We start from the raw sequence: 24134 nt of genomic DNA, 5'->3' as shown, positions 1-24134 counted from the left end.
CCGGTCAGCAGGAAAACCCCCTTCACCCATTCCCGGAGGAAATCCGCATGAAACTGAAGCAACTCATCCGCAGTTTTGCCGTTGCCGGCCTGGCCCTGGCCATGCTCCCGGCGCACGCCGAGAAGACTGTCCTCAATGTCTATACCGCGCTGGAAACCGACCAGCTCAAGGCCTATCAGGAAGCCTTCAACAAGTCGCATCCGGACGTCGAGATCAAGTGGACGCGCGATTCGACCGGCATCATCACTGCCAAGCTGCTGGCCGAGAAGGCCAAGCCGGTGGCCGACGTGATCATGGGCGTTGCCGCCTCCAGCATGGTCGTTTTCGACCGGGAGAAGATGCTGCAGCCGTATGCACCGGCCAACCTGAAGGCGCTCAACCCGCGCTTCCGCTCGGCCGGTGCGACGCCGACCTGGGTCGGCATGGACGTCTGGGGCGCGGCGATCTGCTATAACGTCGCCGAAATGCAGAAGCAGGGCCTGCCCCGCATCGAAAGCTGGAAGGACCTGCTGAAGCCGGAATTCAAGGGCAAGATCGTCATGCCCAACCCGAACTCGTCGGGCACCGGCTTCCTCGATGTCACCGCCTGGCTGCAGATGTTCGGCGAGAAGGGTGGCTGGGAGTACATGGACAAGCTGCACGACAACATTGCCGTGTATACCCATTCCGGTTCCAAGCCCTGCGTGATGGCCGGTGCCGGTGAGTTCCCGGTCGGCATTTCCTTCGAGTACCGGGCCAACACGGTGCGCGCCAAGGGGGCCCCGATCGACATCATCTTCCCCAAGGAAGGCCTGGGTTGGGACATGGAATCGATCGCCATCGTCAAGGGCACGCCCAAGCTTGATGCGGCGAAGAAGCTCTCGGACTGGGCGACCACCCGCGAAGCCAACGAGTTGTACGCGAAGAACTTTGCCGTTGTCGCCATGCCCGGCATCGCCACGCGCCTGAAGTACGTGCCCAACGACTACGAGCAGCGTCTGGTCAAGAACGACTTCGAGTGGATGGGCAAGAACCGCGACGCCATCCTGGCCGAGTGGCAGAAGCGTTATTCGACCAAGTCCGAACCGAAGAAGTAATTCCTTCCAGACAACCGTCCGTGCCCGTGGGGGGCGGACGGTTTTTTCTATTTGCGAGGTTTCATGGCCCATCTCGACATCCGCCAGTTGAGCAAACGCTACGGCCAGTTTGTGGCGCTCGATCACATCGAACTTGCCGTGGACGAAGGTGAATTCCTGGTCCTGCTCGGTCCGTCCGGCTGCGGCAAGACGACCCTGCTGCGCGCCATTGCCGGCCTGGAAATGCAGGACGAAGGCGAGATCGTCCATGCCGGTCGCGACATTTCCCGACTGCCGCCGGGGCAACGCGATTACGGCATCGTCTTCCAGTCGTATGCACTGTTCCCCAACCTCTCGGTTGCCGACAACGTCGCCTACGGCCTGAACTCGAGCCGCAACGAACGCCGCCTGGCCAAGCAAAGGGTCGAGGAAATGCTCGAGTTGGTGGGGCTGCCGGGCACCCAGGCCAAGTATCCGGCGCAGTTGTCCGGCGGTCAGCAGCAGCGCATCGCGCTGGCGCGGGCACTGGCGACGGCGCCCGACCTGTTGCTGCTGGATGAACCGCTGTCGGCGCTCGATGCCATCGAGCGCGTCCGCCTGCGCGGCGAAATCCGCGCCCTGCAGACCCGTCTCGGGGTGACCACGATCATGGTCACGCACGATCAGGAAGAAGCCCTGGCCATGGCCGACCGCATCGTCGTCATGCAGCAGGGGCGCATCCAGCAGATCGGCGAACCGCGCGATATTTACCGCCAGCCCGGCAACGATTTCGTCGCCGACTTCATCGGTCGGGGCAATTTGCTCACAGCCGAACGCGTCGGGCCGCACCACGCCCGCAGCGGCGACCTGCTGCTGCGCACCGCCGCCGAACTGCCGGCCGGGGCGACCGCCCGCTTCTACGTCCGTCCCGAGGACATCCGTCTGCACGATACCCTCGACCAGGGCGAGAACACCTTCTACGGCCATGTGCTCAAGTGCGAGTTCCTCGGTCCGTATTCACTGGTCACGCTGCGCGCGCACACGGCCGACGGTCGGCCGCTGGTCGCCCAGTTTTCCAGCAACTACCTGTGCGGTCGCGAAATCCGCCCGGGGGCGATGTTGCGCCTGGGCATTCCCGCCGAGCATCTGCAGCCCTTGCCGGAGGCGGCATGATCCTGCGCCGGCCGCTTGTTTTCCGCTCCGGCGCAGAGCGTCTGCCGGGCGTCCTGCTGCTCGGTGCCGCCGTCGCCCTGGCCTTGTTCCTGGTGCTGCCGCTGCTGGCCCTGCTGGTCGGCAGCGTGCGCGACGACGACGGCGCTTTCAGCCTGCTCCGCTTCGTCGAATTCGCCGCCACGCCGGGGATGGCGACGGCGGCCTGGAATACGCTGTGGGTGGCGGCGCTGGTGACGGTGATCACGGTGCCGCTGGCCTTCCTTTACGCCTACGCCATCCAGCGCGCCTGTCTGCCGCTGCGCGGCCTGTGGCGGCTGATCGGTCTGTCGGCGCTGCTCGGTCCGTCGCTGGTCGGGGCGATTGCCTTCATCCAGTGGTTCGGCACCCAGGGCGTGCTCAAGGCCTGGCTGGGCGGTGCCTCGGTCTATGGGCCGGTCGGCATCGTCATGGCCACGGTCTATGCGGCCTTTCCGCACGCCCTGATGATCCTCGTCGTCGCCCTGGCCACCGCCGACGGCCGTCTCTACGAAGCCGCCGATGCGCTCGGTGCCTCGCGCTGGCGGCGCTTCCGCACGGTGACGCTGCCGGCCGCCAAATACGGGCTGATCAGCGCGGCGCTGGTGGTATTCGCCTATTCGGTCAGCGAATTCGGCATTCCCAAGGTGATCGGCGGCAATTTCCCGGTGCTGGCGGTCGAGGTCTATGTCCAGGTCGTCGGCCAGCACAACTTCGGCCGCGGCGCCATCGTTGCCCTGCTGCTCCTGCTGCCGGTGCTGTTCGCCTTCGCCATCGATACCTGGGTACAGCGCCGCCAGCAGGCCAGCCTGACCGCCCGCGCCGTCCCCTACCAGCCGCGTCCCGACCGCCGCCGCGACCTGCCCTTGCTGCTCTACTGCCTGCTGCTGGCGACGGCGATGTTCTGCGTGCTCGGCATGGCGATGTATACCTCGCTGGTCCGCTTCTGGCCGTACAACCTTGAACTGACGTTCGACCACTACATCTACGGCCTGGCCGAAGCCGGTGTCCTGGCCGCCTGGCAGAACAGCCTGAAGATTGCCGCGCTGACCGCGTTGTTCGGCACACCGCTGGTCTTCCTCACCGCCTGGTTGCTCGAGCGCACGCCGGCGCGGCCGGCTGCACTGGGGACAGCGGTGCGGGCGATGGCGGCGCTGCCGATGGGGGTGCCCGGCCTGGTGCTGGGCATCGGCTACATCCTCTTCTTCAATTCGCCGGATAACCCGCTCAACGGGCTCTATCACACACTGACCATCATGGTCGTCGCCACCGTCGTGCACTTCTACACGCCCTGCCACCTGACCGCGGTGACCGCGCTGAAGAGCCTGGACCGCGAATTCGAGGCGGTTTCGGCCTCGCTCAAGGTGTCGCGCTTCGTCACCCTGTGGCGGGTGACGCTGCCGGTCTGCCTGCCGGCGGTGCTGGAAATCGCCCGTTACCTGTTCATCAACGCGATGACCACGGTGTCGGCGCTGGTCTTCCTGTATTCCAGCGAGACCCTGCCGGCGGCCGTCGCCATCCTCAACCTCGACGAGGCCGGCGAACTCGGCCCGGCGGCGGCGATGGCGACACTGATCGTGCTCACCTCGGCGCTGATCAGTCTCGTCTATTCCCTGCTCACCCACCTGCTCTTGCGCCGCCACCAGGCCTGGCGCCATTTCCAGCGCTGATTTTTTCGGAGAACCTATCCATGTACGCCGTCGACCGCGACCCGCTGCTGCTCACCCCCGGCCCCCTGACCACCTCGCTGCGCACCAAACAGGCGATGCTGCACGACTGGGGTTCCTGGGACGCCGCCTTCAACCGCATCACCGCCGACGTCTGCCGGCAACTGGTGGCCATCGCCCACGGCGAGGACAGCCACGTCTGCGTGCCGCTGCAGGGTTCCGGCACCTTCTCGGTCGAAGCCGCGCTGGGCACCCTGGTGCCGCGCCAGGGCAAGGTGCTGGTGCCGAACAACGGTGCCTACTGCGCGCGCATCCTGAAGATCCTCAGCTACCTCGGGCGCGAGGCCGTCGAACTGCGCTTCGCCGAAGACCAGCCGGCCGACCCGGCGGCCATCGAGGCGGCGCTCGCCGCCGACCCGGCGATCACCCATGTCGCCCAGGTCCATTGCGAAACCGGTACTGGCATCCTCAACCCGCTCGCCGAGATTGCTGCCGCCGTCGCCCGCCAGGGCCGCGAGCTGATCGTCGACGCGATGAGCTCCTTCGCCGCGCTCGACATCAACCTGCGCACGATGCCGATTGCGGCATTGGTTGCTGCTTCCGGCAAGTGCCTGGAAGGCGTGCCCGGGATGGGCTTCGTCATCGTCCGCCGCAGCGCGCTGGAAGCCGCCGCCGGCAACTGCCACTCGCTGGCGATGGACCTGCACGACCAGTGGATCTACATGCAGAAGACCACGCAATGGCGCTTCACGCCGCCGACCCACGTCGTCGTCGCGCTGCACGAAGCGCTTGCACAGTACGCCGAGGAAGGCGGACTGCCCGCCCGCCAGGCGCGCTACGCCGCCAACTGTGCAGCGCTGGTCGACGGCATGGCCGGCCTCGGCCTGCGTCCTTTCCTGGCACCCGAACACCAGGCGCCGATCATCGTCACCTTCCACGCGCCGGTCAGCCCGAACTACGACTTCAAGACCTTCTACGCGGCGGTGCGCGACAAGGGCTTCATCCTCTACCCGGGCAAGCTGACCGAAGTTGAAACCTTCCGTGTCGGCTGCATCGGCGCGCTGACCGCTCAGGACATCGCCAAGGTCGTCGATGCCGTGGCTGCGACGCTGCGCGACATGCAAGTTGCGGTAGCTGAATGAACGAACGTGACATCCTGATCGTCGGCGGCGGCATCTTCGGCGCCGCCGTCGCCTACGAACTCGCCCGCCACGGACTCGGCGAGCGCGTCCTCGTCCTCGAACGCCTGCAGCCGGCGGCCGGCGCGACCAGCCGGGCAGCGGCGCTGCTGACCATGGTGCGCGACGATCCCGGGCAGATCGCGCTGGCCCGCCAGACTTTCCGCACGATGGCCGAACTCGAACAAGAACTCGGCGAAGACATCGGCCGGCGCACGGTCGGCGCACTGCACGCGGCACCGGCCAGCCACCTGGCAGTGTTGCAGGCGCGTGCCGAAGTCGCCGCCGCGCACGGCATCGCCAGCACCTGGCTGGACAAAGCCGAGGCGCTCGCCCGCGCCCCCTGGCTGGCGCCGGAATCCTTCGACCACGCGGTTTTCTTCCCCGACGAGTGCTACGTCGAACCCTATCTGTTTGCCACCGCCCTGCTGCGCGCCGCAATCGCCCGTGGCGTGCGCTGCGAGGCTAGTGAGGTTAAACGTGTCGTTGTCGATACCGGGCGCGTCTGGGGTGTCGAGCTGGCCGATGGGCGCCGGCGTGCCGCCAGCGTCATCGTCAATGCCGCCGGCGCCTGGGCCAACCGCCTCAGCGTCGATCTTGGCCTGCCGCTGCCGATGGCGCCGGTACGCAGCCAGTACTGGATCAGCGAGCCGGCACCAATTTTTCCGCGCGACGGCGCCATCGTCCTGCTGCCGGCAATCCGCGCTTACGCCCGGCCCGAGGTCGGGGCGCTGCTGTTCGGCATCCGCGAGCGCCAGCCGGCGGTCGCCGACGCGCGCACGCTGCCGGCCGACCTTGCCGGCTTCGTCTTCGATCCGGACGACGCCGACGGCTGGGCCAACCTGGCCGAGGGGGCCGACGAACTGGCGCCCTGCTTCCCGGCGCTGAACACGTTGGGCATTGCCCATTACCTGACCGGGCCGAGCAACTACACGCCCGACCGGCAACTGGTCGTCGGCGCCGCGCCGATGATCGCCGGCTTGTACGTCGCCAGCGGCTGCAACGGCTCGGGAATCAGCTTCGCCGGCGGCGTCGGTCGCCTGATCGGCGAACTGATCCGTGGCGCTGCGCCCTTCGTCGATCCGCAGCCCAGCGCCCCGGGCCGGCGTGGCGATTTCGACCCCTACGCTCCCGACTTCCTCGCTGCCTGCGCCGCCGCGCGGGCCGGAAAAACTTCCGGCTGAACCGCCGCCACCTTACGGAGACATCCCATGCAACAACAACTCGAAGCCGTCATTTTCGACTGGGCCGGGACCACGGTCGATTTCGGCTCCTTCGCGCCGACCCAGATTTTCGTCGACGCCTTCCGCGCCGCCTATGACTTTGACCTGAGCCTGGCCGAAGCGCGCGGCCCGATGGGCCTGGGCAAATGGCAGCACATCGAGGCGCTCGGCCGCGATCCGGCGGTCGACGCCCGCTGGCGGGCACAGTTCGGCCGGCCGATGAATAGCGACGACATCGATCACATCTACCGCACTTTCCTGCCGCTCCAGGTCGAACGCGTCGGCGAACACGCGGCGTTGATTCCCGGCACGCTGGAGACGGTTGCCGCCTTGCGCGAGCGTGGCCTGAAGATCGGTTCGACCACCGGCTACCCGCGCCAGGTCATGGAAAAACTGATGGTCGCTGCCGCCGCCAATGGCTACGCGCCGGACTGCACCGTCTGCGCCGATGATCTCGCCGCCGGTGCCCGCCCCGGGCCGTGGATGGCGCTGCAGTGCGTGCTCGACCTGAAGGTCGGCAACGTGGCGCATTGCGTCAAGGTCGACGACACCCTGCCGGGCATCCTCGAAGGGCGCAACGCCGGCATGTGGACGGTCGGGCTGATGCTCTCCGGCAGTCCGGCCGGGCTGACGCAGGCCGAGTTCGAGGCGGCCGACGAGGATACGCTGGTCGCGTTGCGTGCCCGCATTGCCCGCGAGTTCACCAGTGCCGGTGCGCATTACGTGATCGACACGATCGCCGATCTGCGCACGGTCCTTGCCGACATCGAGAACCGTCTCGCGCATGGCGACCGGCCCTGACCGGCTTGTCATGAAAGCTTAGCAATGGGTGTTTAAGGTGCGTTCAGCCAAGGAGGATTCATGAACGCGCCGCACCCCGACGAACTCGGCCTTGATCCGGCCAACGAATCGCCCTTCAAGGGCAAGACCGGCCTGCGCCGGGTCTGGAATGCCTTCAACTACTCGCTCGACGGCCTGCGCGCCGCCTACCTCTGCGAGGATGCCTTCCGCCAGGAAGTGTGGCTGGCGCTGCTGCTGATTCCGCTGGCCATCTGGCTGCCGGTCGGCTGGCTGGCGACCGGCCTGCTGATCGCCAGTGTGCTGCTGGTGCTGGTCGTTGAACTGCTCAACTCGGCGATCGAGGCCGTGGTCGATCGCGTCGGCCTGGAGAACCACCGCCTGGCCAAGCGTGCCAAGGACATCGGCAGTGCCGCCGTGCTGGTCTCGCTGCTCCAGGTGCTGGTGGTCTGGGGCGGTGTCCTGCTGGAGAAGCTGTGATGCTCGATATCGCCTTTGTCACCGAAACCTATCCGCCCGAGGTGAACGGGGTGGCGATGACGGTCGGCCGCCTGGTCGGTGGTCTGCGCGATCTGGGGCACCGGGTCGAGGTGCTGCGTCCGCGCCAGGGCGCGGAAGACGCCGGCAGCGAACTGGATGTTCCCCTGCCCGGCGTGCCTTTGCCCGGTTATCCCGGGCTGCGTTTCGGCCTGCCGGCCGGGCGGATGCTGGCCCGGCGCTGGCGCGGCCGGCGGCCGGACCTGGTGCACGTGGTCACCGAGGGGCCGCTCGGCTGGTCGGCGGTGGCCGTGGCGCGGCGGCTGGGCATCCCGGTGACTTCGGGATTTCATACCAATTTCGACCGCTACAGCGTGCATTACGGCATGGGCTGGCTGCGTCCGGCCGTGGCGGCCTACCTGCGCATCCTGCATCGGCGCACCTTGGCGACCATGGTGCCGACGGCGGCGCTGGCCGCCGATCTGGCCGGTGCCGGCGTGCCCGGCGTGCGGGTGGTCGGGCGCGGTGTCGATACCGTGCTGTTCGATCCGCAGCGGCGCGATCCGCTGCTGCGCGCCGGCTGGGGCGCCGTCGGCGAAGGGCCGGTGTGTCTCTACGTCGGCCGTCTGGCGCCGGAAAAGAACCTGGCGCTGGTCGAGAAGTGCTTTGCCGCCATCCAGGTCTGGCATCCCGATGCCCGCATGGTCTGGGTCGGCGACGGACCGTCGGCGCGCCGGCTGAGGCAGGAACACCCCGATCATCATTTCGCCGGCATGCGCCATGGCGAGGATCTGGCGCGCCATTATGCGAGCGCCGACATCTTCCTTTTCCCAAGCCTCAGCGAAACCTACGGCAATGTCGTGGCCGAGGCCATGGCCAGCGGCGTGCCGGTGGTGGCTTACCGCAGTGCGGCGGCAGCGGAACTGGTGGTCGACGGCATCAACAGTGTGGCCGTCGCGCCCGGGGACGAGAAAGCTTATGTCGATGCCGCGCTGTGGAGCGTCGAGATGCCTGAACGTCTGGTCGGGATGAGCGTGCGGGCGCGCGATGACATGCTGCTGCGCAACTGGCCCGGGGTGGTGAACACGTTTGAACAGGTCGCCCGCGAAGCCATCGCCGGCAGAAATTAAACCCGGCCGTTGCTCCAGCGGATCAGGACCTGCTTCAGCGCGGCATTGCTGACCGGCTTGGCCAGGTAATCGTCCATGCCGGCCGCCAGGCAGGCCTCGCGGTCGCCCTGCATGGCATTGGCGGTCATGGCGACGATGGGAGTCGTCTGGCTGCTGCTGCCGGCTTCGCCGGCCCGCAGGCGGCGGGTGGCCTCGAAGCCATCCATGACCGGCATCTGGCAATCCATCAGGACCACGTCGAATGTCTCTTCGCGCAGGCGGGCCAGGGCCTCTTCGCCATTGTTCACGGCAACGTGTTGGCAGGCGAGCTTGCCGAGCAGGGCGCCGGCGACTTTCTGGTTGATCAGGTTGTCCTCGACCAGCAGTACCCGCAGGCCGTCACGTAGCTGCGTGCCCGGTTCGCTGGCCGGGCGGGCCAGCGCGCTGCTGCGGTCGATGGCGAAGGGCAGTTCGACGCGGAAGATGCTGCCTGCGCCGGGCGTCGATTCGACGGCGATGCTGCCGCCCATCAATTCAATCAGGCGCTTGCAGATCGACAGGCCGAGGCCGGTACCGCCGAACTGGCGGGTGGTCGAGGCATCGCCCTGGAAGAAGGGTGAGAACAGGCCGGCGATCACGGTCGGCGCCATACCGATGCCGGTGTCGCTGACCGAAATCTGCAGGCGCAGATTGTCGTCGCCGTCCGGCCAGCCGGTGAAGTGGACGCAGACGCTGCCGACTGAGGTGAACTTGACGGCGTTGCCGACCAGGTTGATCAGGATCTGGCGCAGCCGCCCCGGATCGCCGATCAGACGGGCGGGAACGGCCGGATCGATCGTGCCGTTGAGGGCGATTTCCTTGGTCCCGGCCGAGTGGCCGAGCAGTGCCAGGGTGTCGTGCAGGATTTCGGCCGGGGCGAAGGGAATGTTCTCGACTTCCAGCTTGCCGGCTTCGACTTTGGAAAAGTCGAGCACATCGTTGATCAGCCCGAGCAGGCCGTCGGCGCTGTGACGGATGGTTTCCGCATAGTCGCGCTGTTCGGCGTTCAGCGGCGTGGCCAGCAGGAGGTCGGCCATGCCGATCACGCCGTTCATCGGGGTGCGGATTTCGTGGCTCATGTTGGCCAGGAAGCTGCCCTTGGCGACGCTGGCGGCTTCCGCTGCGGCACGGGCCTTGTCCAGTTGCTCGTGGGCGCGCATGCGTTCGATCACGGCGCCGGCCCAGCGGGCCAACAGCTGGATGAACTCGAGGTCCGAGGGGTCGAAATCGTGGTCGCGATGCTGGCGCGACGAGAAATTGATCGTCCCGTACAGCGCGCCGTCGACGCGGATCGGCGTGCCGAGGAAGCTGGCCAGCTTGAATTCGCGGAAACTCGGATGGTCGCAGTACTCGGATTCGGCGGCATTGACCAGCTGGAACAGCTTGTCCTGGTGAATGATTTCGGCGCAGAAGGTATCGCCCAGCGGGAATTCCTGGTTGTCGGCGAGCAGGCCGTCGGGGCAGACCTGGACTTCGATCCGGTAGCTATTGGCTGCCGGGTCGATGTGGCTGATGATGCCGTATTCGAGGTGCAGGTGCTCGCTGGCCAGGCGCAGTCCATGGCGCAGGATTTCCCGCGGGTCGAGGCCCTTGATCGTGGCGATTTCGTTGAGCGCCTGCAGCGCGGCCAATTGGCGCTTGAGGCGTAAAGCCTGCAGGCGCTGTTCGGTGATGTCCTCGAAAACGCCCAAGTAATTGACCAGCTGCCCGTGGCTGTCGCGAACCACCGAAATGGTCAGCCATTCCTCGATCAGGCGGCCATCCTTGCGCTGGTTGATGATTTCGCCACGCCAGATGTCGTGTTCGTCGATGGTTTCCCACATCTGCCGGTAGAACCCGTCATCATGCCGGCCGGAGCTGAATATCCTGGGGGTCTGGCCGATCAGTTCCCTGGCGTTGAAGCCGGATACCTTTTCCAGATGCGGATTGACGGCGAGGATCCGCCGTTCGGCATCGGTCACCAGGACGCCGCTGGTACTGTTCTCGAACACCTGGGCCGCCAGTTGCCGTTCGTGATGCAGGCGGGCCTCGTTGATCAGGCCGCGGCGGATGCGGCCGATCAGCAGCAGGCTGAGGGTGATGATGACCAGCAGTGCGGCGCCGGTGACGGCCAGGGTGATCTTTGCTTCCGCGTACCAGTGTTGCAGCGCCTGTTCCCGATCGATATGCACGAGCACGAACAGGGGGTAGCTGCGCGAGGCGCGGTAGGCGCTGAGCATCTGTCGACCGCCGTCGATGTCTTCGGCGCGGCTGCCGATTTCGCTGTCGCGCATTTCGGCCAGCGGCGACCCGCTCAGATGCAGGCTGCCCGGCATCAGATCGACGCGCGACGAGAGCATGACGATGCCGTGATAGTCGAGGATCTCGACCTGCGTCAGTTGCGGATCGATGTGGTGCGAGAAGTGGTTGATGAAGTAGTCGGGATTGAGGGCGGCGACCATCTGCAGCCGGCGTGCGCCGACCTGGGCCTCGCGGATGACCGGGAAGAAGTTCGGGCTGTCCGGCGGGATCGGGCTGCGGGTCGTGCTCGGCGAGGCATCGGCTAGGTCGCGGCCCTGCCAGGGGACGCCAATGCGCAGGAAGCTGGCAGTTTCGTTGCCTTCGCGTGGCGGCTGGAAGTCCTTGCTGTCGATCTGCTGGCCGACGTTATCCGGGTTGGAACTGACCAGGATGCGGCCATGTTCGTCGGCAATCGACAGCGAGCGGAGGAAGAGGAGGCGGCGCAGCATGCCTTCCAGTTGCCGGGCTGTCGCCTTTTCGTCGATCTGCGCGCCGTCGATCAGTTCAGGCATGGCCTGCAGGCTGAGGTCGGCCAAGGACAAGGTTTGCGTCAGTTGTTCCTCGAATACCCGGGCGTGGGCGCGGGCCTCGTCGAGATGGCTGTCCAGCGCATCCTGGCGCAGGCGCAGCACGTGCGACAGGCTGCCGAGCAGCACGGCGACGATCAGCACCACCTGCAGACCGATCAGCAGGCGGGTGATGACGCCGGTACGGCTGCCGGCCGGTAGCGGCGCGTCAGTCGAGAACGGCAATTGGCAACAGGCCGTGGCGGTCGGCGAAGGCCTTCAGCTCCCCGCTGCGCTTGGCGCGCGCCAGGAAGTCCTCAACCCGTGCGTGCCAGCGGTCGTCACCCGGGCGCATGGCCCAGGCGTAGGGGGTGATGTGATAGCTGCTGTCCGGCTTGACCAGGCGCGCCCAGTCGGTGGTGCGCAGCATGCGCAGGCTGAACGGGAAATCGGTCATGAACACGTCGGCACGTCCTGATTCGACTTCGCGCTCGCGCGCCTGCGGGGTGTCGAGCACCTTCAGCGTTGCCGATTTGAGGCGGGCCTTCATCACCGGTTCGTGCAGGGTGCCCTTGGCCACGGCGACGACGACGCCGGCCTGGTCGATGTCGTTCCACTGGCGGATGCGCCGGTTGCTCTTGGTGGTGATGGCGTAGATGTCGCTGGCCATGTGCGGCCGGGTGAAGCGCAGTTTTTCCTGGCGCAGCGGCGTGATGCCAATGGCGAACATGGCGATGTCGCAGCGGTCCTGGGTGACATCGTCGATCAGGCGGGCGAAGGAACTGTCGACAAACTCGACATTGGCGCGCAGGTCGCGCCCCAGTGCCTTGGCCATGTCGACATCGATGCCGGACAGCTGGCGGGTTTTCGGGTCGCGGTAGCTGATGCCGAAATAGTCCGGCCAGATGCAGACGCGCACCGTCGACGTGGCGGCGATGCGCTCAAGGACGCCGGTTTGCTGCGCTTGCGCCGGAACGGCAGCAAGCAGCAGCGCAGCGGCGAGCAGGATGGGCGGGATCGCTTTCACTTTTATTACCTTTGGAATACATGAACGATTCGCAGTGTATCAAAAGCGGCGCCGCCAGGCTCAATCCCGTTCGATCAATTCCACTTTGTAACCGTCCGGGTCTTCGACGAAAGCGATGATGGTCTTGCCGTGCTTCATCGGCCCGGCTTCGCGTACCACCTTGCCACCGCGCGCCTTGATCGCGGCACAGGCGGCGGCAGCGTCGGGAACGGCCAGGGCAATGTGGCCGTAGGCGTTGCCCAGCTCGTAACTGTCGGTGTCCCAGTTGTGCGTCAGTTCGAGCACGGCTTCGCTGTCCTCGCTGCCGTAGCCGACGAAGGCCAGCGTGAACCGGCCTTCCGGATAGTCGTTGCGGCGCAGCAGCTGCATGCCGAGGATTTCGGTGTAGAAGGCGATCGAGCGGTCGAGGTTGCCGACGCGGAGCATGGTGTGCAGGATGCGCATGAGGTGTCCTTTCAGAATTGCGGGAGTTGCCGGCCGAGGCGGCGCAGTTCGTTGCGCTGCGCTTTCCAGTTCGGGCAGAGTTGTTCGACCACAGACCAGAAACGCGGACTGTGGTTCATTTCCTTGAGGTGGGCCAGTTCGTGGCAGACCACGTAATCGACGATGGCCGGCGGCATCAGGATCAGCCGCCAGTTGAGCGCGATGTTGCCGCGTGCGCTGCAACTCCCCCAACGGGTGCGCGCCGACGACAGGCGTAAGGGCGGCGGGGCGACGCCAAGCTGCGGGGCGAAATGGGCCAGGCGCGCCGCGAACAGCGTTCTGGCCTGGTGGCGCAGGGCGTTCTCCAGCACTTTTCCGGGGGCGGTGCCGGCCGGTACGGCCAGGTGGATTTCATCAGCGGAGAAGGCGCTGGCGGCCCGGGTGGCGGGCACGACTCGCAGCCGGGTCGGCGTGCCGAGAATCTCGAGCAGGGCGCCGTCGATCACCGCGAAGCGTTCCGGCGGTGGCCGTTCGCGCCAGTCGGCCAGTTTGTCGAGCACCCAGATGCCGTGTTCGCGGATCAGCGTCTCGATGTCGCGCAGCGGGGCGCGCAAGGGGGCGCCGACGCGCAGACCGCGATGGTCGATGCGCAGGCCGATGCTGCGCCGGGCGCTGCGCTGCAGGGCGAAATCGACGGCTTGCCCGGCGAGGACGATGCGGTGTCGGGTCTCAGGCGGCCTGAGCGGCATCGGGGTAGCGGTGCGGGGAGATGCGGCGCATCTCGGCCTCGATCCAGTCCTCGACGCGTTGATTGACGTCCATCTCGCTCATGCCGGTGGCGTCGAAGGCCGGGCCGATGCTGATGGTGACGGTGCCGGGCTTTTTCAGGAAGGCCTGGCGCGGCCAGAATTCGCCGGCGTTGTGGGCGATCGGCACGACCTTGCAGCCGACGTGGGTGGCCAGATAGGCGCCGCCCGGTTTGTAGCGGCGCTTCTCGCCCGGGGCCACGCGCGTGCCTTCGGGGAAGATGATCACGTAGTAGCCCTGTTTGAGCCGTTCGCGACCCTGGGTGACGACCTGGTCGAGGGCGTTCTTGCCGGCGTTACGGTCGATCGAGATCATTTTCATCGCCGCCAGCCCCCAGCCGACGAAGGGAACCTTGAGCAGTTCCTGCTTGAGCACGAAGACGCAGAAGGCGTCGTCCGGCACGCAATCCTGCAGCGTCATGGTTTCCCAGGCCGACTGGTGCTTGGCCATGATCACGCAGGCTTCGTCCGGCATGTTCTCGCGGCCGATCACCTGCGGGCGGATGCCGAGCAGGTTTTCGACGCCCCATTGCGTGCCGAGACGCCAGACGCGGCCGAAACGGTAGGCCCAGACGCCGCCGAGCAACGGCCCGGCAATGACCACCAGCGGTGCGCTGAGCACCGACCAGATGATCGCGTAGGTCATGAACAGGGTGGAGCGGATGGCGTTCATTTCTTTTCCTTGGGCTCGGGCGCCAGCAGGTGATCGACGGCGCTGGCCAGATCGGCAAAGATCAAGGTGCCGGCGGGCAGGTCGCCTTCGGCCTGAGTCTTTTCACCCTTGCCGGTGAGTACCAGGATCGGCCGGCAACCCATGGCCGCGCCGGCCTGCAGGTCGCGCAGCGAATCGCCGACGGTGACGACGCCGTTGAGGTCGGCATTGAGGGTGTCGGCAATGCGCTTGAACATCCCCGGCTTCGGTTTGCGGCAGTCGCATTGCGAATCGGCGGTGTGCGGGCAGTAGAAGATGGCGTCGATGCGGCCGCCGAGCTCATTGGCCGACTTGTGCATTTTCTTGTGGATGCGGTTGAGCGTGTCCATGTCGAACAGGCCGCGGCCGACACCGGATTGATTGGTGGCGACGACGACGCGGTAGCCGTTCTGCTTGAGCCGGGCGATGGCCTCCAGGCTGCCCGGGATCGGCTTCCATTCTTCCGGGCTCTTGATGAACTGGGCGGAATCGAAATTGATTACGCCATCGCGGTCGAGAATGATCAGCTTGCCGGGCATGGTGGGCTCCCGTGACTCAGGCAGACAGCTTGGACAGGTCGGCGACGCGGTTCATCGCTGCGTGCAGCATGGCCAGCAGGCCGAGGCGGTTGGCCTTGAGCGCCGGATCGTCGGCATTGACCATGACGCCGTCGAAGAAGGCATCGACCGGGGCGCGCAGCCGGGCCAGGACCTGCAGCGATTCGCTATAGTCGCCGGTGAGGAAGGCGGCGTCGGCCTGCGGCACGACCTCGACCAGCGCTGCATGCAGCGCGCTTTCGGCGGCTTCGCGCAGCAGCGCCGCATCGACGCGGGCGTCGACGACGCCCTCGGCCTTCTTCAGGATGTTGCCGACGCGCTTGTTGGCGGCGGCCAGCGCGGCCGCTTCCGGCAGCGCCGAGAAGGCGCGCACGGCGGCCAGGCGCTTGACGATGTCGCCCAGGCGCTGCGGCCGCTGGCTGACCACGGCATCGACTTCCTGCGCCGTGTAACCCTGCTCGCGCAGGCTGCCGGCCAGGCGGTCGTAGATGAAGTCGGCCAGCGCCTGCGGGTTCGGGGCGAAGCCCTCGACACCGTTGAACTGCGCGAAAACGCCGGCGAGCAGGCCGTCGACCGCCAGATTCAGGTCGCCCTCGGCGAGCATGCGGATGACACCGAGCGCATGCCGACGCAGCGCGAACGGGTCCTTGTCGCCGGTCGGAATCTGGCCGATGCCGAACATGCCGACCAGGGTTTCCAGCTTGTCGGCCAGTGCGACGACCGTGCCGACGCGACCGCGCGGCAGGCTGTCGCCGGCGAAGCGCGGCTTGTAGTGGTCCTCGATGGCATCGGCGACATCGGCGTTCAGGCTGTCGTGCTGGGCGTAGTAGCGGCCCATGATGCCCTGCAGTTCGGGGAATTCGCCGACCATGTCGGTGAGCAGGTCGGCCTTGGCCAGTAGCGCCGCCTGTTCGGCGTGCTGCACCAGTTCGCCGCCGCCGAGCGTTTCGGCAATGGCGCGGGCAATCGCCGCGACGCGCTGGACGCGTTCGCCCTGGGTGCCGAGCTTGTTGTGATAGACGACCTTGGACAGACCGATCACGCGGGATTCGAGCGACTTCTTGCGGTCCTGGTCGAAGAAGAACTTGGCATCAGCCAGGCGCGGGCGCACCACGCGCTCGTTGCCGCCGATCACCGCGCTCGGGTCGGCCGGCGAGATGTTGCTGACGACGAGGAACTTGTTGGTCAGCTTGCCAGCAGCGTCGAGCAGCGGGAAGTACTTCTGGTTGGCCTTCATGGTCAGGATCAGGCATTCCTGCGGCACGGCGAGGAATTCTTCCTCGAACTGACCGACCAGCACGTTCGGGCGTTCGACCAGCGCGGTGACTTCGTCGAGCAGGGCGTCGTCTTCAATCGGCTTGCCGCCTGCTTTGGCCGCAGCAGCGGCGAGCTGGCGGGCGATTTCGGCGCGGCGTTCAGCGAAGGAGGCGATGACCGAGCCGTCCTTGAGCAGCGTTTCCGCGTAGCTGTCGGCGTCGGTGATCACCACCGGATCAACGGCGGCTTCGAAGCGATGGCCCTTGGTGGTGTTGCCGGATTGCAGGCCGAGCACCGAAACCGGCACGACATCACTGCCGTGCAGGGCGACCAGCGCGTGCGCCGGGCGCACGAAATTGACCGTGTCCCAGCCGTTGGCCAGCTGGTAAGTCATCACCTTTGGAATTGGCAGCGCAGCCAGCGCGGCTTCGACGGCCTTCTGCAGGCCATCGGCCAGCGTCGCGCCCTTGGCCAGGCTGTCGTAGAACAGGATGTCGGCCTTGCCGTCGTTTTCGCGGCGCAGGCTGGCGACGGCGGATTCGTCGGCGCCGAGTGCGGCAAGTTTCTTGAGCAGAGCAGGCGTGGCATTACCGTTGGCGTCGAGGCCGACGGCGACCGGCATCAGCTTCTGCACCACGGGCTTGTCGGCGGCGACGGCGGCAACGCCGGTCACGTGCGCGGCCAGCCGACGCGGCGAGGCGTAAGCGGTCACTTGTGCGCCATCGGCGGCCAGGCCGTCCTTCTTCAGCGAAGTGGCGAGCGCGGCGGCGAAGCTTTCGCCGAGTTTTTTCAATGCCTTGGGCGGCAGTTCTTCAACGAAGAGTTCAACGAGCAGGTTCTTGGCAGTCATCTCAGGCGGCTTTCTTGGCGTTCTGTTCTTCGAGCTTGGCCAGCACCTCGCCGGCCCATTCCTTGGGTGCCATCGGGAAGCCGAGGCGGGCGCGCGAGTCGAGGTAGGCCTGGGCGACAGCGCGGGCCAGGTTGCGGATGCGGCCGATGTAGGCGGCGCGCTCGGTCACGGAAATCGCGCCGCGCGCGTCGAGCAGGTTGAAGGTGTGCGCGGCCTTGAGCACCTGTTCGTAGGCCGGCAGCGCCAGTTGCGCGCCCATCAGGTGCTGTGCCTGCTTCTCGTGCGCGCCGAAGGCGTGGAACAGGAAGTCGACGTCGGAATGCTCGAAGTTGTAGGTCGATTGTTCGACTTCGTTCTGGTGGTAGACGTCACCGTAGGTCAGGCCGTCGGTCCAGACCAGGTCATAGACGTTCTCGACGCCCTGCAGGTACATCGCCAGGCGCTCGATGCCGTAGGTGATTTCGCCGGTGATCGGCTTGCAGTCGATGCCGCCGACCTGCTGGAAGTAGGTGAATTGCGTCACTTCCATGCCGTTCATCCAGACTTCCCAGCCCAGGCCCCAGGCGCCCAGCGTCGGGTTTTCCCAGTCGTCCTCGACGAAACGGACGTCGTTCTTCTTCAGGTCGAAACCGAGCGCTTCAAGCGAGCCGAGGTAGAGCTCAAGGATGTTGTCAGGTGCTGGTTTCAATACCACCTGGTACTGGTAGTAGTGCTGCATACGGTTCGGGTTCTCGCCGTAGCGGCCGTCCTTGGGGCGGCGCGAGGGCTGCACGTAGGCGGCCTTCCACGGCTCGGGGCCGATGGCACGGAGGAAGGTGGCGGTGTGGCTGGTGCCGGCGCCGACTTCCATGTCGTATGGCTGGAGCAGGGCGCAGCCCTGGGCGCTCCAGTATTGCTGCAGACGCAGGATGATTTCTTGGAACGTGGGTTTCTTGCTGGTCGTCATCGGACGCACTCGGAAAGACGGAAAACGCCAGATTTTACAGGCTTTTGCGCTGTCCCGGCAGCTTGGCGCCTGTGGCGTGCATACAACGCTTTAGTCCGTGGTGCTGCGCCCGGTTCTTGACTTATTCAAATAAATCAATAGAATGCGCGCTGTCTTGTTGCGGTGCAACACCGGTGTTTCCACGCTTTCGGCCAGACTCGGCCTGTTGGAAACCTTGCTTCCTCCCACGGAGGAATGGATTGGTGTCGTACCCCCCGTAACCGTTCGCCGGCTGTTTGATCGCCGGTGGCAACAGTGAAGGAGGGCGCATGTTCGCTTCGCAGTTCCTTTCTCCCGCAGCTTCGCGGGTTGTCGCGGCCGTCTCGCACGTCGTCCGCAAGTTTTTGATGTTGGCCGGGCTGGTTTTCGTGCTCGGTCTGGCCGGTACCTACAAGGGCCATTCCGGTCTGCTCGACGGCCTGCAGGCCATGTTCCCCGGTGGCGTAAGTGCCAGCGAGAGCGAGAGCGAGCTTGGCGATGCCGCCGTGCAGCCGGTCGCCCTGAATCAGGAGCGTCTGGTGCCGAGCATGCAGCAGGCCTTGCACTACGTTGCCCGCCGCTACCGCGTGTCGAATGAAGTGCTGGTGCCGATCTTCCTGACGGCGCAGGACAGCGCCCGTGAACTCGGCCTCGATCCGTTGTTGATCATCGCCGTGATTGGTGTCGAGTCCAGCTTCAACCCCTTCTCGCAGAGCGTGGTCGGGGCACAGGGGTTGATGCAGGTGATGCCGCGCTTCCATACCGACAAGCTGCCGGAAGACGCCGGCGAGCTGCCCTTCTTCGATCCGGTGACCAATGTCCAGGTCGGCGCCCGCATCCTGCGTGAATCGATTGCCCGCAATGGCGGCCTGGTTCCCGGTCTGCAGCAGTTCGGCGGGGCGATCAACGACCCCGAGCGCCGCTATTCGAGCAAGGTCATGGCCGAGCGTCAGCGCCTGGAGCAGGCGATCCAGCAGCAGATGCAGCGCGCCTGATCTGCGCGGCGCCCGCGCCAGCCAGTAGCAGGACGAGGAAACCCAGGTTGCCCCAGGCAATGTAGGGTGTGCTGCCCTGGTAAGCGCGCACTTCGCCGGTGAGAACGGCGGTCTCGAACGGTGCCAAGGCCGACACCACGTCGCCGCGCGCGTCGATGATCGCGGTCATCCCGGTATTGGTCGCGCGCAAGCTTGGCCGGCCGGTTTCGGCCGAGCGCATGCGGGCGATCTGCAGGTGCTGCGGTTGCGCCAGAGAGCGGCCGAACCAGGCGGTATTCGACAGGTTGGCGAGCATCCCGGCCTGCGGCAGGGTGCGGATGATCTCCTCGCCAAACACATCCTCGTAGCAAATATTGAATGCCACCAGCTGACCGGCGACGCTCAGCGCTGCCGGCCGGCTTGGGCCGGCGGAAAACGCCGACATCGGGATGTTGGCCTGGGCCATGAACCAGGCAAAGCCGGCCGGAATGAATTCGCCGAAGGGCACCAGGTGCTGCTTGCTGTAGGTTTGCTGTGGCGCGCTGCCGAGGCTGACGGCGCTGTTGTAGTAGCCGGTTTCCGGGTTGCCGGTCAGCGTGCCGACGACGATGTCGCCACCGTGTTGGCGGGCCAGGGTGCTCAGTTCATCGAGATATTCGGGGGGCAGCCGGTCGAGGAAGGCGGGCAGGGCGGTTTCCGGCAGGATGGTCAGGCGGGCGGGATGCGCTGCGATCATGTCGCGGTAGCGCAGCAGGGTGCGGACGAAGTTGTCCGGATTGAATTTCATGTCCTGCGGAATGTTGCCCTGGAGCAGGGCGACGCTGACCGGCTCGCCGACCGGCTGCGTCCATTCAAGCTGACGCAGGCCAAAACCAGTGGCAAGCAGCAGCGCAAGCACCGGCAGGCCGACGCGCCAGCGCAGCAGCAGGGCGGCGCTCAGCGCCAGCAGCAGCGACAGGCCATAGACGCCGATCAGTGGCGCGAAACCGGCCAGCGGGCTGGGCGGCGCCTGGGTGTAGCCGATGGCCAGCCAGGGAAAACCGGTAAACAACCAGCCGCGCAGCCAGTCGGCGGCGGCGATGAGGACGGCGAACCACAGCGCCTGGCGCCAGAATCCGGCGGGTTGCCAGCGCTTGAACAGCCAGCCGGCGAGCGTCGGATAGAGCGCCATCGCGGTGCAGAACAGCAGTGTCGCCGGGCCGGCCAGCCACCAGGGCATGCCGCCGAACACTGACAGGCTGACGTAGATCCACGAGACGCCGGCGAGGAAGAAGCCGAGACCGAAGAGGAAGCCGACGAGCGCGGCCCGGCGCGCGTCCGGTGCCTGCCGCCACAGGGCGAACAAGGCCAGCCAGGGCAGCGGCGCCAGCCAGAACAGGTCAAACGGGGCGAAGCAGAGGACGCCGGCTGCGCCGGCAAGCAATGCCGCCAGTTCAGGCCGGCGCATCTTCGCTGACGGGTTTCGGCTTGGGTGGGTCGACCAGCAGGGTGTACAGCCGGCGGCTGTCGGCACGCAGGACCTGGAAGCGCATGCCGTCGATTTCCAGACTCTCGTTGCGTTTGGGAACGCGGCCTAGCTGGCGCAGTACGAGTCCACCGACGGTATCGAATTCCTCGTTCGAGAACGTGGTCGAGAAGGCTTCGTTGAAGTCCTCGATCTCGGTGCGTGCCTTGACCCGGTAGCGGCCGGTCGAATCGAGGCGGATGTTGTCGTGCGCTTCGTCGAAGTCGTACTCGTCCTCGATGTCGCCGACGATCTGTTCGAGCACGTCCTCAATGGTGACCAGGCCGGCGACGCCACCGTATTCATTGACGACGATGGCCATGTGGTTGCGCGAGACGCGGAATTCGCGCAGCAGCACATTGAGGCGCTTGGATTCGGGAATGAAGACGGCCGGGCGCAGCCAGTCACGCAGGTCGAAATTCTCTTCGGTGTGAATGCGTAGCAGGTCCTTGGCGAGCAGGATGCCGAGGATGTTGTCGCGGTCGCCGTCGACGACGGGAAAACGGGAGTGGGCGGTCTCGATGACCACCGGGACGATTTCGTCCAGCGGGTCGTCGACGTCGATGACGTCCATCTGGGCCCGCGGAATCATCACGTCGGTGACGCGGGTTTCCGAGGCGGAAAGGGCGCCTTCGATGATGGTCAGCGCGTCGGCGTCCATCAGGTTGCGTTCGTAGGCGGCATGCAGAATCTGCATGAGCTGCTGGCGATCCTCGGGTTCGCGCAGCAGCAGGGAGGTCAGGCGTTCGATAAAACCGGGTTTACTGTCACTGTCCATGATGTTCAGGCGGTGGTTTCGTCCCCATAGGGGTCGGGGAAGCCCAGGGCCGCCAGTATTGTCCTTTCTTCGTCTTCCATGTCACGGGCTTCCACGTCATCTTCGTGGTCCCAGCCTTGCAAATGCAGCATACCATGCACCGTCAGGTGCGCGTAATGCGCGGCCAGCGGCTTGTTTTGCTCGGTCGCTTCGCGGGCGACGACGGCCGGGCAGATGACCAGGTCGCCCATCACCAGCGGTTCGGTTTCGTACGGGAAGGACAGCACGTTGGTCGCGTAGTCCTTGCCACGGTAGTCGCGGTTCAGCGCCTGACCTTCGTCGGCATCGACCAGGCGGATGGTGACCTGGCCGCCGCCGATCAGGGCGGCGCGTGCCCAGCGCACGAAATCTGCGCGCAAGGGTAGGCCCTCACGGTTACAGGCGTATTGCACCGACAGGTCAAGACGATTGCTGGCTGCGTTTTTCATAGGCTTCGACGATGCGGGCGACCAGCGGGTGGCGCACCACGTCCTCCTTGCGGAATTCGGTAAAGGCGAGGCCGCGCACGTCGCGCAGGACCTCCATGGCTTCCTTCAGGCCGCTCTTGTGGCCCTTGGGCAGGTCGATCTGGGTGACGTCGCCGGTGACCACGGCCTTGGCGCCGATGCCGATGCGGGTCAGGAACATCTTCATCTGTTCCGGCGTCGTGTTCTGCGCCTCGTCGAGGATGATGAAGGCGTGGTTGAGCGTGCGACCGCGCATGAAGGCCAGCGGCGCGATCTCGATGGCGCGTTTTTCGTAGAGCTTGGCGACGCGGTCGGCGCCCATCAGGTCGTAGAGCGCGTCGTACAGCGGGCGCAGATAGGGGTCGATCTTCTGGGTCAGGTCGCCGGGCAGGAAGCCGAGGCGCTCACCGGCCTCGACCGCCGGCCGGGTCAGGATGATGCGCTGGACCAGGTCGCGCTCGAAGGCATCGACGGCAGAAGCGACGGCGAGGTAGGTCTTGCCGGTGCCGGCGGGGCCGATGCCGAAGGTGATGTCGTGTTCCTGGATCGCCTTCAGGTATTCGACCTGTCGCGGCGTGCGACCGTGCAGTTCGGTCTTGCGGGTGACCAGTTGCGGACCGTCGGTCAGCTTGTCGCCGTTTCCGATGCGGCGGACCGGGGCGTTGGTCAACTCGACCAGGCCGAGCTGGATGTCGTCGACTGACAGCGGCTGGCGGGCCATGGCGTAGAAATGGCGGATCGCGTCGGCGGTCAGTTGCGCCTGCTCGCCGGTCACCGAGAAACGCTCGCTGCGGCGGCGGATGATCACGTCGAAACCGGTTTCGATCTGCCGGATGTTCTCGTCGAGCGGGCCACAGAGATTGGCCAGCAGGGTGTTGTCGACCGGTGCGAGGGCAAACTCGACCGGTCGTGACTTGGGTGCCCTAGTTTTCGCGGATGACAATTTCGCCTCGCAGGCTGTGGGACAGCGACTGGGTGATCCTGACATCGACGAACTGGTTGATCAAGCGTGGGTTGCCGACGAAGTTCACGATGCGGTTGTTGTCGGTGCGCCCGGCGACCTCGTTCGGGTCCTTCTTCGACGGGCCTTCGACCAGCACGCGCTGGATGCTGCCGACCATGCTCTGGCTGACCGCCTGGGCCAGTTCGTCGATCCGCTGCTGCAGCCGGGCCAGGCGCGCCGATTTGACCTCGGCCGGCGTGCTGTCTTCGAGTTCCAGCGCCGGCGTGCCCGGACGCGGGCTGTAGATGAAGGAGAACGACGCGTCGAAGGCGACGTCGTCGATCAGCTTCATCGTCTTCTCGAAGTCCTCGTCGGTCTCGCCCGGGAAGCCGACGATGAAGTCGGACGACAGCGAGATGTCGGGGCGCGCGGCGCGCAGCTTGCGCACGACCGACTTGTATTCGAGCGCCGTGTAGCCGCGCTTCATTGCCGCCAGCACGCGGTCGGAACCGGACTGCACCGGCAGGTGCAGGTGCGAGACCAGCTTGGGCACCTTGAGATAGGTGTCGATCAGGCGCTGGCTCATCTCGCGCGGGTGCGAGGTGGTGTAGCGGATGCGCTCGATGCCCGGCACCTCGGCGATGTATTCGATGAGTATTGCGAGGTCGGCCTTTTCTTCCGTGCCGTCCATGTCGCCGCGGTAGGCATTGACGTTCTGGCCGAGCAGCGTCACTTCCTTGACGCCGTGCGCGGCGAGGTCGGCGACTTCGGTCAGGATGTCGGTGAACGGCCGCGACACTTCGCCGCCGCGGGTGTAGGGGACGATGCAGAAGGTACAGAACTTGGAGCAGCCTTCCATGATCGAGACAAAGGCGCTGGCGCCCTTGACCTCGGCCGGCGGCATGGCATCGAATTTCTCGATCTCGGGGAAGGAAACGTCGACCGCCGCCTTGCCCTTGCTCTTGCGCTCGGCAATCAGCTGCGGCAGTCGGTGCAGCGTCTGCGGCCCGAACACGACATCGACGTAGGGCGCACGGGCGACGATGGCGTCGCCCTCCTGGCTGGCGACACAACCGCCGACGCCGATCACCAGATCGGGGTTCTTCTGCTTCAGGTGGCGGACCCGGCCGAGATCGTGGAACACCTTTTCCTGCGCCTTCTCGCGCACCGAACAGGTATTGAACAGGATGATGTCGGCTTCCTCGGGGTTGTCGGTCTTGACGATTCCTTCGGAGGCGTTGAGCACATCGGCCATTTTGTCCGAATCGTACTCGTTCATCTGGCACCCGAAAGTGCGGATGAATAGTTTCTTGGGCATGGGAAAACTTTTTAAAATCAGTGGCGACGCTTCGGCAAGCCGCGCGCGGAAAAGTTGC

The 24134-nt window shown here is 65.9% G+C and carries 22 protein-coding genes; 9 read left to right on the top strand and 13 right to left on the bottom strand.

The features are described from left to right. The first annotated feature begins 47 nt into the window (after positions 1–47). The 8 genes from G471_RS0109625 (at position 48) to G471_RS0109590 (ending at position 8695) form a co-directional block, all read left to right on the top strand. Complete coding sequence (locus tag G471_RS0109625; RefSeq protein WP_043421374.1) at positions 48–1076, top strand: putative 2-aminoethylphosphonate ABC transporter substrate-binding protein; 1029 nt, start codon at positions 48–50, stop codon at positions 1074–1076. Positions 1077–1139: 63 nt separating this feature from the next. After that, positions 1140–2207 carry a putative 2-aminoethylphosphonate ABC transporter ATP-binding protein gene (locus G471_RS0109620; RefSeq protein ID WP_028995163.1) on the top strand — a complete coding sequence of 356 codons (1068 nt, stop codon included), beginning with the start codon at positions 1140–1142 and terminating at the stop codon, positions 2205–2207. Then, positions 2204–3892, top strand: coding sequence for a putative 2-aminoethylphosphonate ABC transporter permease subunit (locus G471_RS0109615; RefSeq protein ID WP_051295414.1), 1689 nt, complete (start codon positions 2204–2206; stop codon positions 3890–3892). The genes G471_RS0109620 and G471_RS0109615 overlap by 4 nt, the downstream gene beginning before the upstream one ends. Before the next feature lie 20 nt (positions 3893–3912). Beyond that, a complete protein-coding gene (locus tag G471_RS0109610; protein ID WP_028995161.1) occupies positions 3913–5031 on the top strand; it encodes a 2-aminoethylphosphonate--pyruvate transaminase in 1119 nt (372 codons plus the stop codon). Continuing rightward, positions 5028–6251, top strand: a complete 1224-nt coding sequence (locus G471_RS0109605; RefSeq protein WP_028995160.1) for an NAD(P)/FAD-dependent oxidoreductase — start codon at positions 5028–5030, stop codon at positions 6249–6251. The genes G471_RS0109610 and G471_RS0109605 overlap by 4 nt, the downstream gene beginning before the upstream one ends. Positions 6252–6278: 27 nt before the next feature. Next, positions 6279–7091 (top strand): phosphonoacetaldehyde hydrolase, encoded by an 813-nt coding sequence (phnX, locus tag G471_RS0109600; protein ID WP_028995159.1) that lies wholly within the window; start codon positions 6279–6281, stop codon positions 7089–7091. Between the two features lie 60 nt (positions 7092–7151). Further along, complete coding sequence (locus G471_RS0109595; protein ID WP_051295413.1) at positions 7152–7568, top strand: diacylglycerol kinase; 417 nt, start codon at positions 7152–7154, stop codon at positions 7566–7568. Further along, a complete protein-coding gene (locus G471_RS0109590) occupies positions 7568–8695 on the top strand; it encodes a glycosyltransferase family 4 protein (RefSeq protein ID WP_081700199.1) in 1128 nt (375 codons plus the stop codon). Before G471_RS0109595 ends, G471_RS0109590 begins: the two co-directional genes overlap by 1 nt. On the opposite strand, the gene G471_RS18365 is transcribed toward G471_RS0109590, so the two are convergent. The 8 genes from G471_RS18365 to glyQ are packed head-to-tail and all read right to left on the bottom strand — an operon-like array spanning position 8692 to position 18056. After that, positions 8692–11745, bottom strand: a complete 3054-nt coding sequence (locus tag G471_RS18365) for an ATP-binding protein (RefSeq protein WP_051295412.1) — start codon at positions 11743–11745, stop codon at positions 8692–8694. The two genes, G471_RS0109590 and G471_RS18365, sit on opposite strands and share 4 nt — an antisense overlap. Continuing rightward, positions 11729–12526, bottom strand: coding sequence for an ABC transporter substrate-binding protein (locus G471_RS0109580; RefSeq protein ID WP_028995156.1), 798 nt, complete (start codon positions 12524–12526; stop codon positions 11729–11731). Before G471_RS0109580 ends, G471_RS18365 begins: the two co-directional genes overlap by 17 nt. A 60-nt stretch (positions 12527–12586) precedes the next feature. Next, positions 12587–12970: a lactoylglutathione lyase gene (gloA, locus tag G471_RS0109575; RefSeq protein WP_028995155.1), complete on the bottom strand. Its 384-nt coding sequence runs from the start codon at positions 12968–12970 to the stop codon at positions 12587–12589. 11 nt (positions 12971–12981) lie between these two features. After that, positions 12982–13698 carry a M48 family metallopeptidase gene (locus tag G471_RS0109570; RefSeq protein ID WP_028995154.1) on the bottom strand — a complete coding sequence of 239 codons (717 nt, stop codon included), beginning with the start codon at positions 13696–13698 and terminating at the stop codon, positions 12982–12984. Then, positions 13679–14428, bottom strand: a complete 750-nt coding sequence (locus tag G471_RS0109565; RefSeq protein WP_028995153.1) for a lysophospholipid acyltransferase family protein — start codon at positions 14426–14428, stop codon at positions 13679–13681. Before G471_RS0109565 ends, G471_RS0109570 begins: the two co-directional genes overlap by 20 nt. Beyond that, positions 14425–14985, bottom strand: a complete 561-nt coding sequence (gene gmhB / locus G471_RS0109560; RefSeq protein ID WP_028995152.1) for a D-glycero-beta-D-manno-heptose 1,7-bisphosphate 7-phosphatase — start codon at positions 14983–14985, stop codon at positions 14425–14427. The genes G471_RS0109565 and gmhB overlap by 4 nt, the downstream gene beginning before the upstream one ends. A 16-nt stretch (positions 14986–15001) precedes the next feature. Next, the gene (glyS, locus tag G471_RS0109555) at positions 15002–17110 is read right to left on the bottom strand and encodes a glycine--tRNA ligase subunit beta (protein ID WP_028995151.1); all 2109 of its coding nucleotides are present in this window, start codon (positions 17108–17110) and stop codon (positions 15002–15004) included. Between the two features lies 1 nt (position 17111). Next, the gene (glyQ, locus tag G471_RS0109550; protein WP_043421370.1) at positions 17112–18056 is read right to left on the bottom strand and encodes a glycine--tRNA ligase subunit alpha; all 945 of its coding nucleotides are present in this window, start codon (positions 18054–18056) and stop codon (positions 17112–17114) included. Positions 18057–18364: 308 nt separating this feature from the next. Here glyQ and G471_RS17285 point away from each other — a divergent pair, with 308 nt between their 5' ends. Beyond that, entirely contained in the window at positions 18365–19069 is a 705-nt protein-coding gene (locus G471_RS17285) for a transglycosylase SLT domain-containing protein (RefSeq protein WP_043421368.1), read from the top strand. Here G471_RS17285 and lnt read toward each other — a convergent pair. Genes lnt through miaB form a run of 5 tightly spaced genes read right to left on the bottom strand, consistent with a single transcriptional unit; the run spans position 19011 to position 24076 of the window. Beyond that, the gene (lnt, locus tag G471_RS17280; RefSeq protein WP_051295411.1) at positions 19011–20495 is read right to left on the bottom strand and encodes an apolipoprotein N-acyltransferase; all 1485 of its coding nucleotides are present in this window, start codon (positions 20493–20495) and stop codon (positions 19011–19013) included. The two genes, G471_RS17285 and lnt, sit on opposite strands and share 59 nt — an antisense overlap. After that, entirely contained in the window at positions 20482–21330 is an 849-nt protein-coding gene (locus G471_RS0109535; protein ID WP_028995149.1) for a CorC family transporter, read from the bottom strand. The genes lnt and G471_RS0109535 overlap by 14 nt, the downstream gene beginning before the upstream one ends. 5 nt (positions 21331–21335) lie before the next feature. Then, positions 21336–21797 carry an rRNA maturation RNase YbeY gene (gene ybeY, locus G471_RS0109530; RefSeq protein WP_028995148.1) on the bottom strand — a complete coding sequence of 154 codons (462 nt, stop codon included), beginning with the start codon at positions 21795–21797 and terminating at the stop codon, positions 21336–21338. Then, complete coding sequence (locus tag G471_RS0109525; RefSeq protein ID WP_028995147.1) at positions 21769–22758, bottom strand: PhoH family protein; 990 nt, start codon at positions 22756–22758, stop codon at positions 21769–21771. Before G471_RS0109525 ends, ybeY begins: the two co-directional genes overlap by 29 nt. Continuing rightward, complete coding sequence (gene miaB / locus G471_RS0109520) at positions 22739–24076, bottom strand: tRNA (N6-isopentenyl adenosine(37)-C2)-methylthiotransferase MiaB (protein WP_028995146.1); 1338 nt, start codon at positions 24074–24076, stop codon at positions 22739–22741. The genes G471_RS0109525 and miaB overlap by 20 nt, the downstream gene beginning before the upstream one ends. Between the last annotated feature and the right edge of the window lie 58 nt (positions 24077–24134).

It is taken from the genome of Azonexus hydrophilus DSM 23864 (genome assembly GCF_000429605.1).
In the GTDB taxonomy this organism is placed as follows: Bacteria; Pseudomonadota; Gammaproteobacteria; order Burkholderiales; family Rhodocyclaceae; genus Azonexus; species Azonexus hydrophilus.
The sequence above is the reverse complement of the archived record's forward strand: the minus strand, read 5'-3'. Positions and strand labels throughout refer to the sequence as shown.

Bases quoted from the DNA above. Each gene is read 5' to 3' on its own strand.
- G471_RS0109625 (WP_043421374.1), top strand. From the start codon at position 48: ATGAAACTGAAGCAACTCATCCGCAGTTTTGCCGTTGCCGGCCTGGCC.
- G471_RS0109620 (WP_028995163.1), top strand. From the start codon at position 1,140: ATGGCCCATCTCGACATCCGCCAGTTGAGCAAACGCTACGGCCAGTTT.
- G471_RS0109615 (WP_051295414.1), top strand. From the start codon at position 2,204: ATGATCCTGCGCCGGCCGCTTGTTTTCCGCTCCGGCGCAGAGCGTCTG.
- G471_RS0109610 (WP_028995161.1), top strand. From the start codon at position 3,913: ATGTACGCCGTCGACCGCGACCCGCTGCTGCTCACCCCCGGCCCCCTG.
- G471_RS0109605 (WP_028995160.1), top strand. From the start codon at position 5,028: ATGAACGAACGTGACATCCTGATCGTCGGCGGCGGCATCTTCGGCGCC.
- phnX (WP_028995159.1), top strand. From the start codon at position 6,279: ATGCAACAACAACTCGAAGCCGTCATTTTCGACTGGGCCGGGACCACG.
- G471_RS0109595 (WP_051295413.1), top strand. From the start codon at position 7,152: ATGAACGCGCCGCACCCCGACGAACTCGGCCTTGATCCGGCCAACGAA.
- G471_RS0109590 (WP_081700199.1), top strand. From the start codon at position 7,568: ATGCTCGATATCGCCTTTGTCACCGAAACCTATCCGCCCGAGGTGAAC.
- gloA (WP_028995155.1), bottom strand. From the start codon at position 12,970: ATGCGCATCCTGCACACCATGCTCCGCGTCGGCAACCTCGACCGCTCG.
- G471_RS0109570 (WP_028995154.1), bottom strand. From the start codon at position 13,698: ATGCCGCTCAGGCCGCCTGAGACCCGACACCGCATCGTCCTCGCCGGG.
- G471_RS0109565 (WP_028995153.1), bottom strand. From the start codon at position 14,428: ATGAACGCCATCCGCTCCACCCTGTTCATGACCTACGCGATCATCTGG.
- gmhB (WP_028995152.1), bottom strand. From the start codon at position 14,985: ATGCCCGGCAAGCTGATCATTCTCGACCGCGATGGCGTAATCAATTTC.
- glyS (WP_028995151.1), bottom strand. From the start codon at position 17,110: ATGACTGCCAAGAACCTGCTCGTTGAACTCTTCGTTGAAGAACTGCCG.
- glyQ (WP_043421370.1), bottom strand. From the start codon at position 18,056: ATGACGACCAGCAAGAAACCCACGTTCCAAGAAATCATCCTGCGTCTG.
- G471_RS17285 (WP_043421368.1), top strand. From the start codon at position 18,365: ATGTTCGCTTCGCAGTTCCTTTCTCCCGCAGCTTCGCGGGTTGTCGCG.
- lnt (WP_051295411.1), bottom strand. From the start codon at position 20,495: ATGCGCCGGCCTGAACTGGCGGCATTGCTTGCCGGCGCAGCCGGCGTC.
- G471_RS0109535 (WP_028995149.1), bottom strand. From the start codon at position 21,330: ATGGACAGTGACAGTAAACCCGGTTTTATCGAACGCCTGACCTCCCTG.
- ybeY (WP_028995148.1), bottom strand. From the start codon at position 21,797: ATGAAAAACGCAGCCAGCAATCGTCTTGACCTGTCGGTGCAATACGCC.
- miaB (WP_028995146.1), bottom strand. From the start codon at position 24,076: ATGCCCAAGAAACTATTCATCCGCACTTTCGGGTGCCAGATGAACGAG.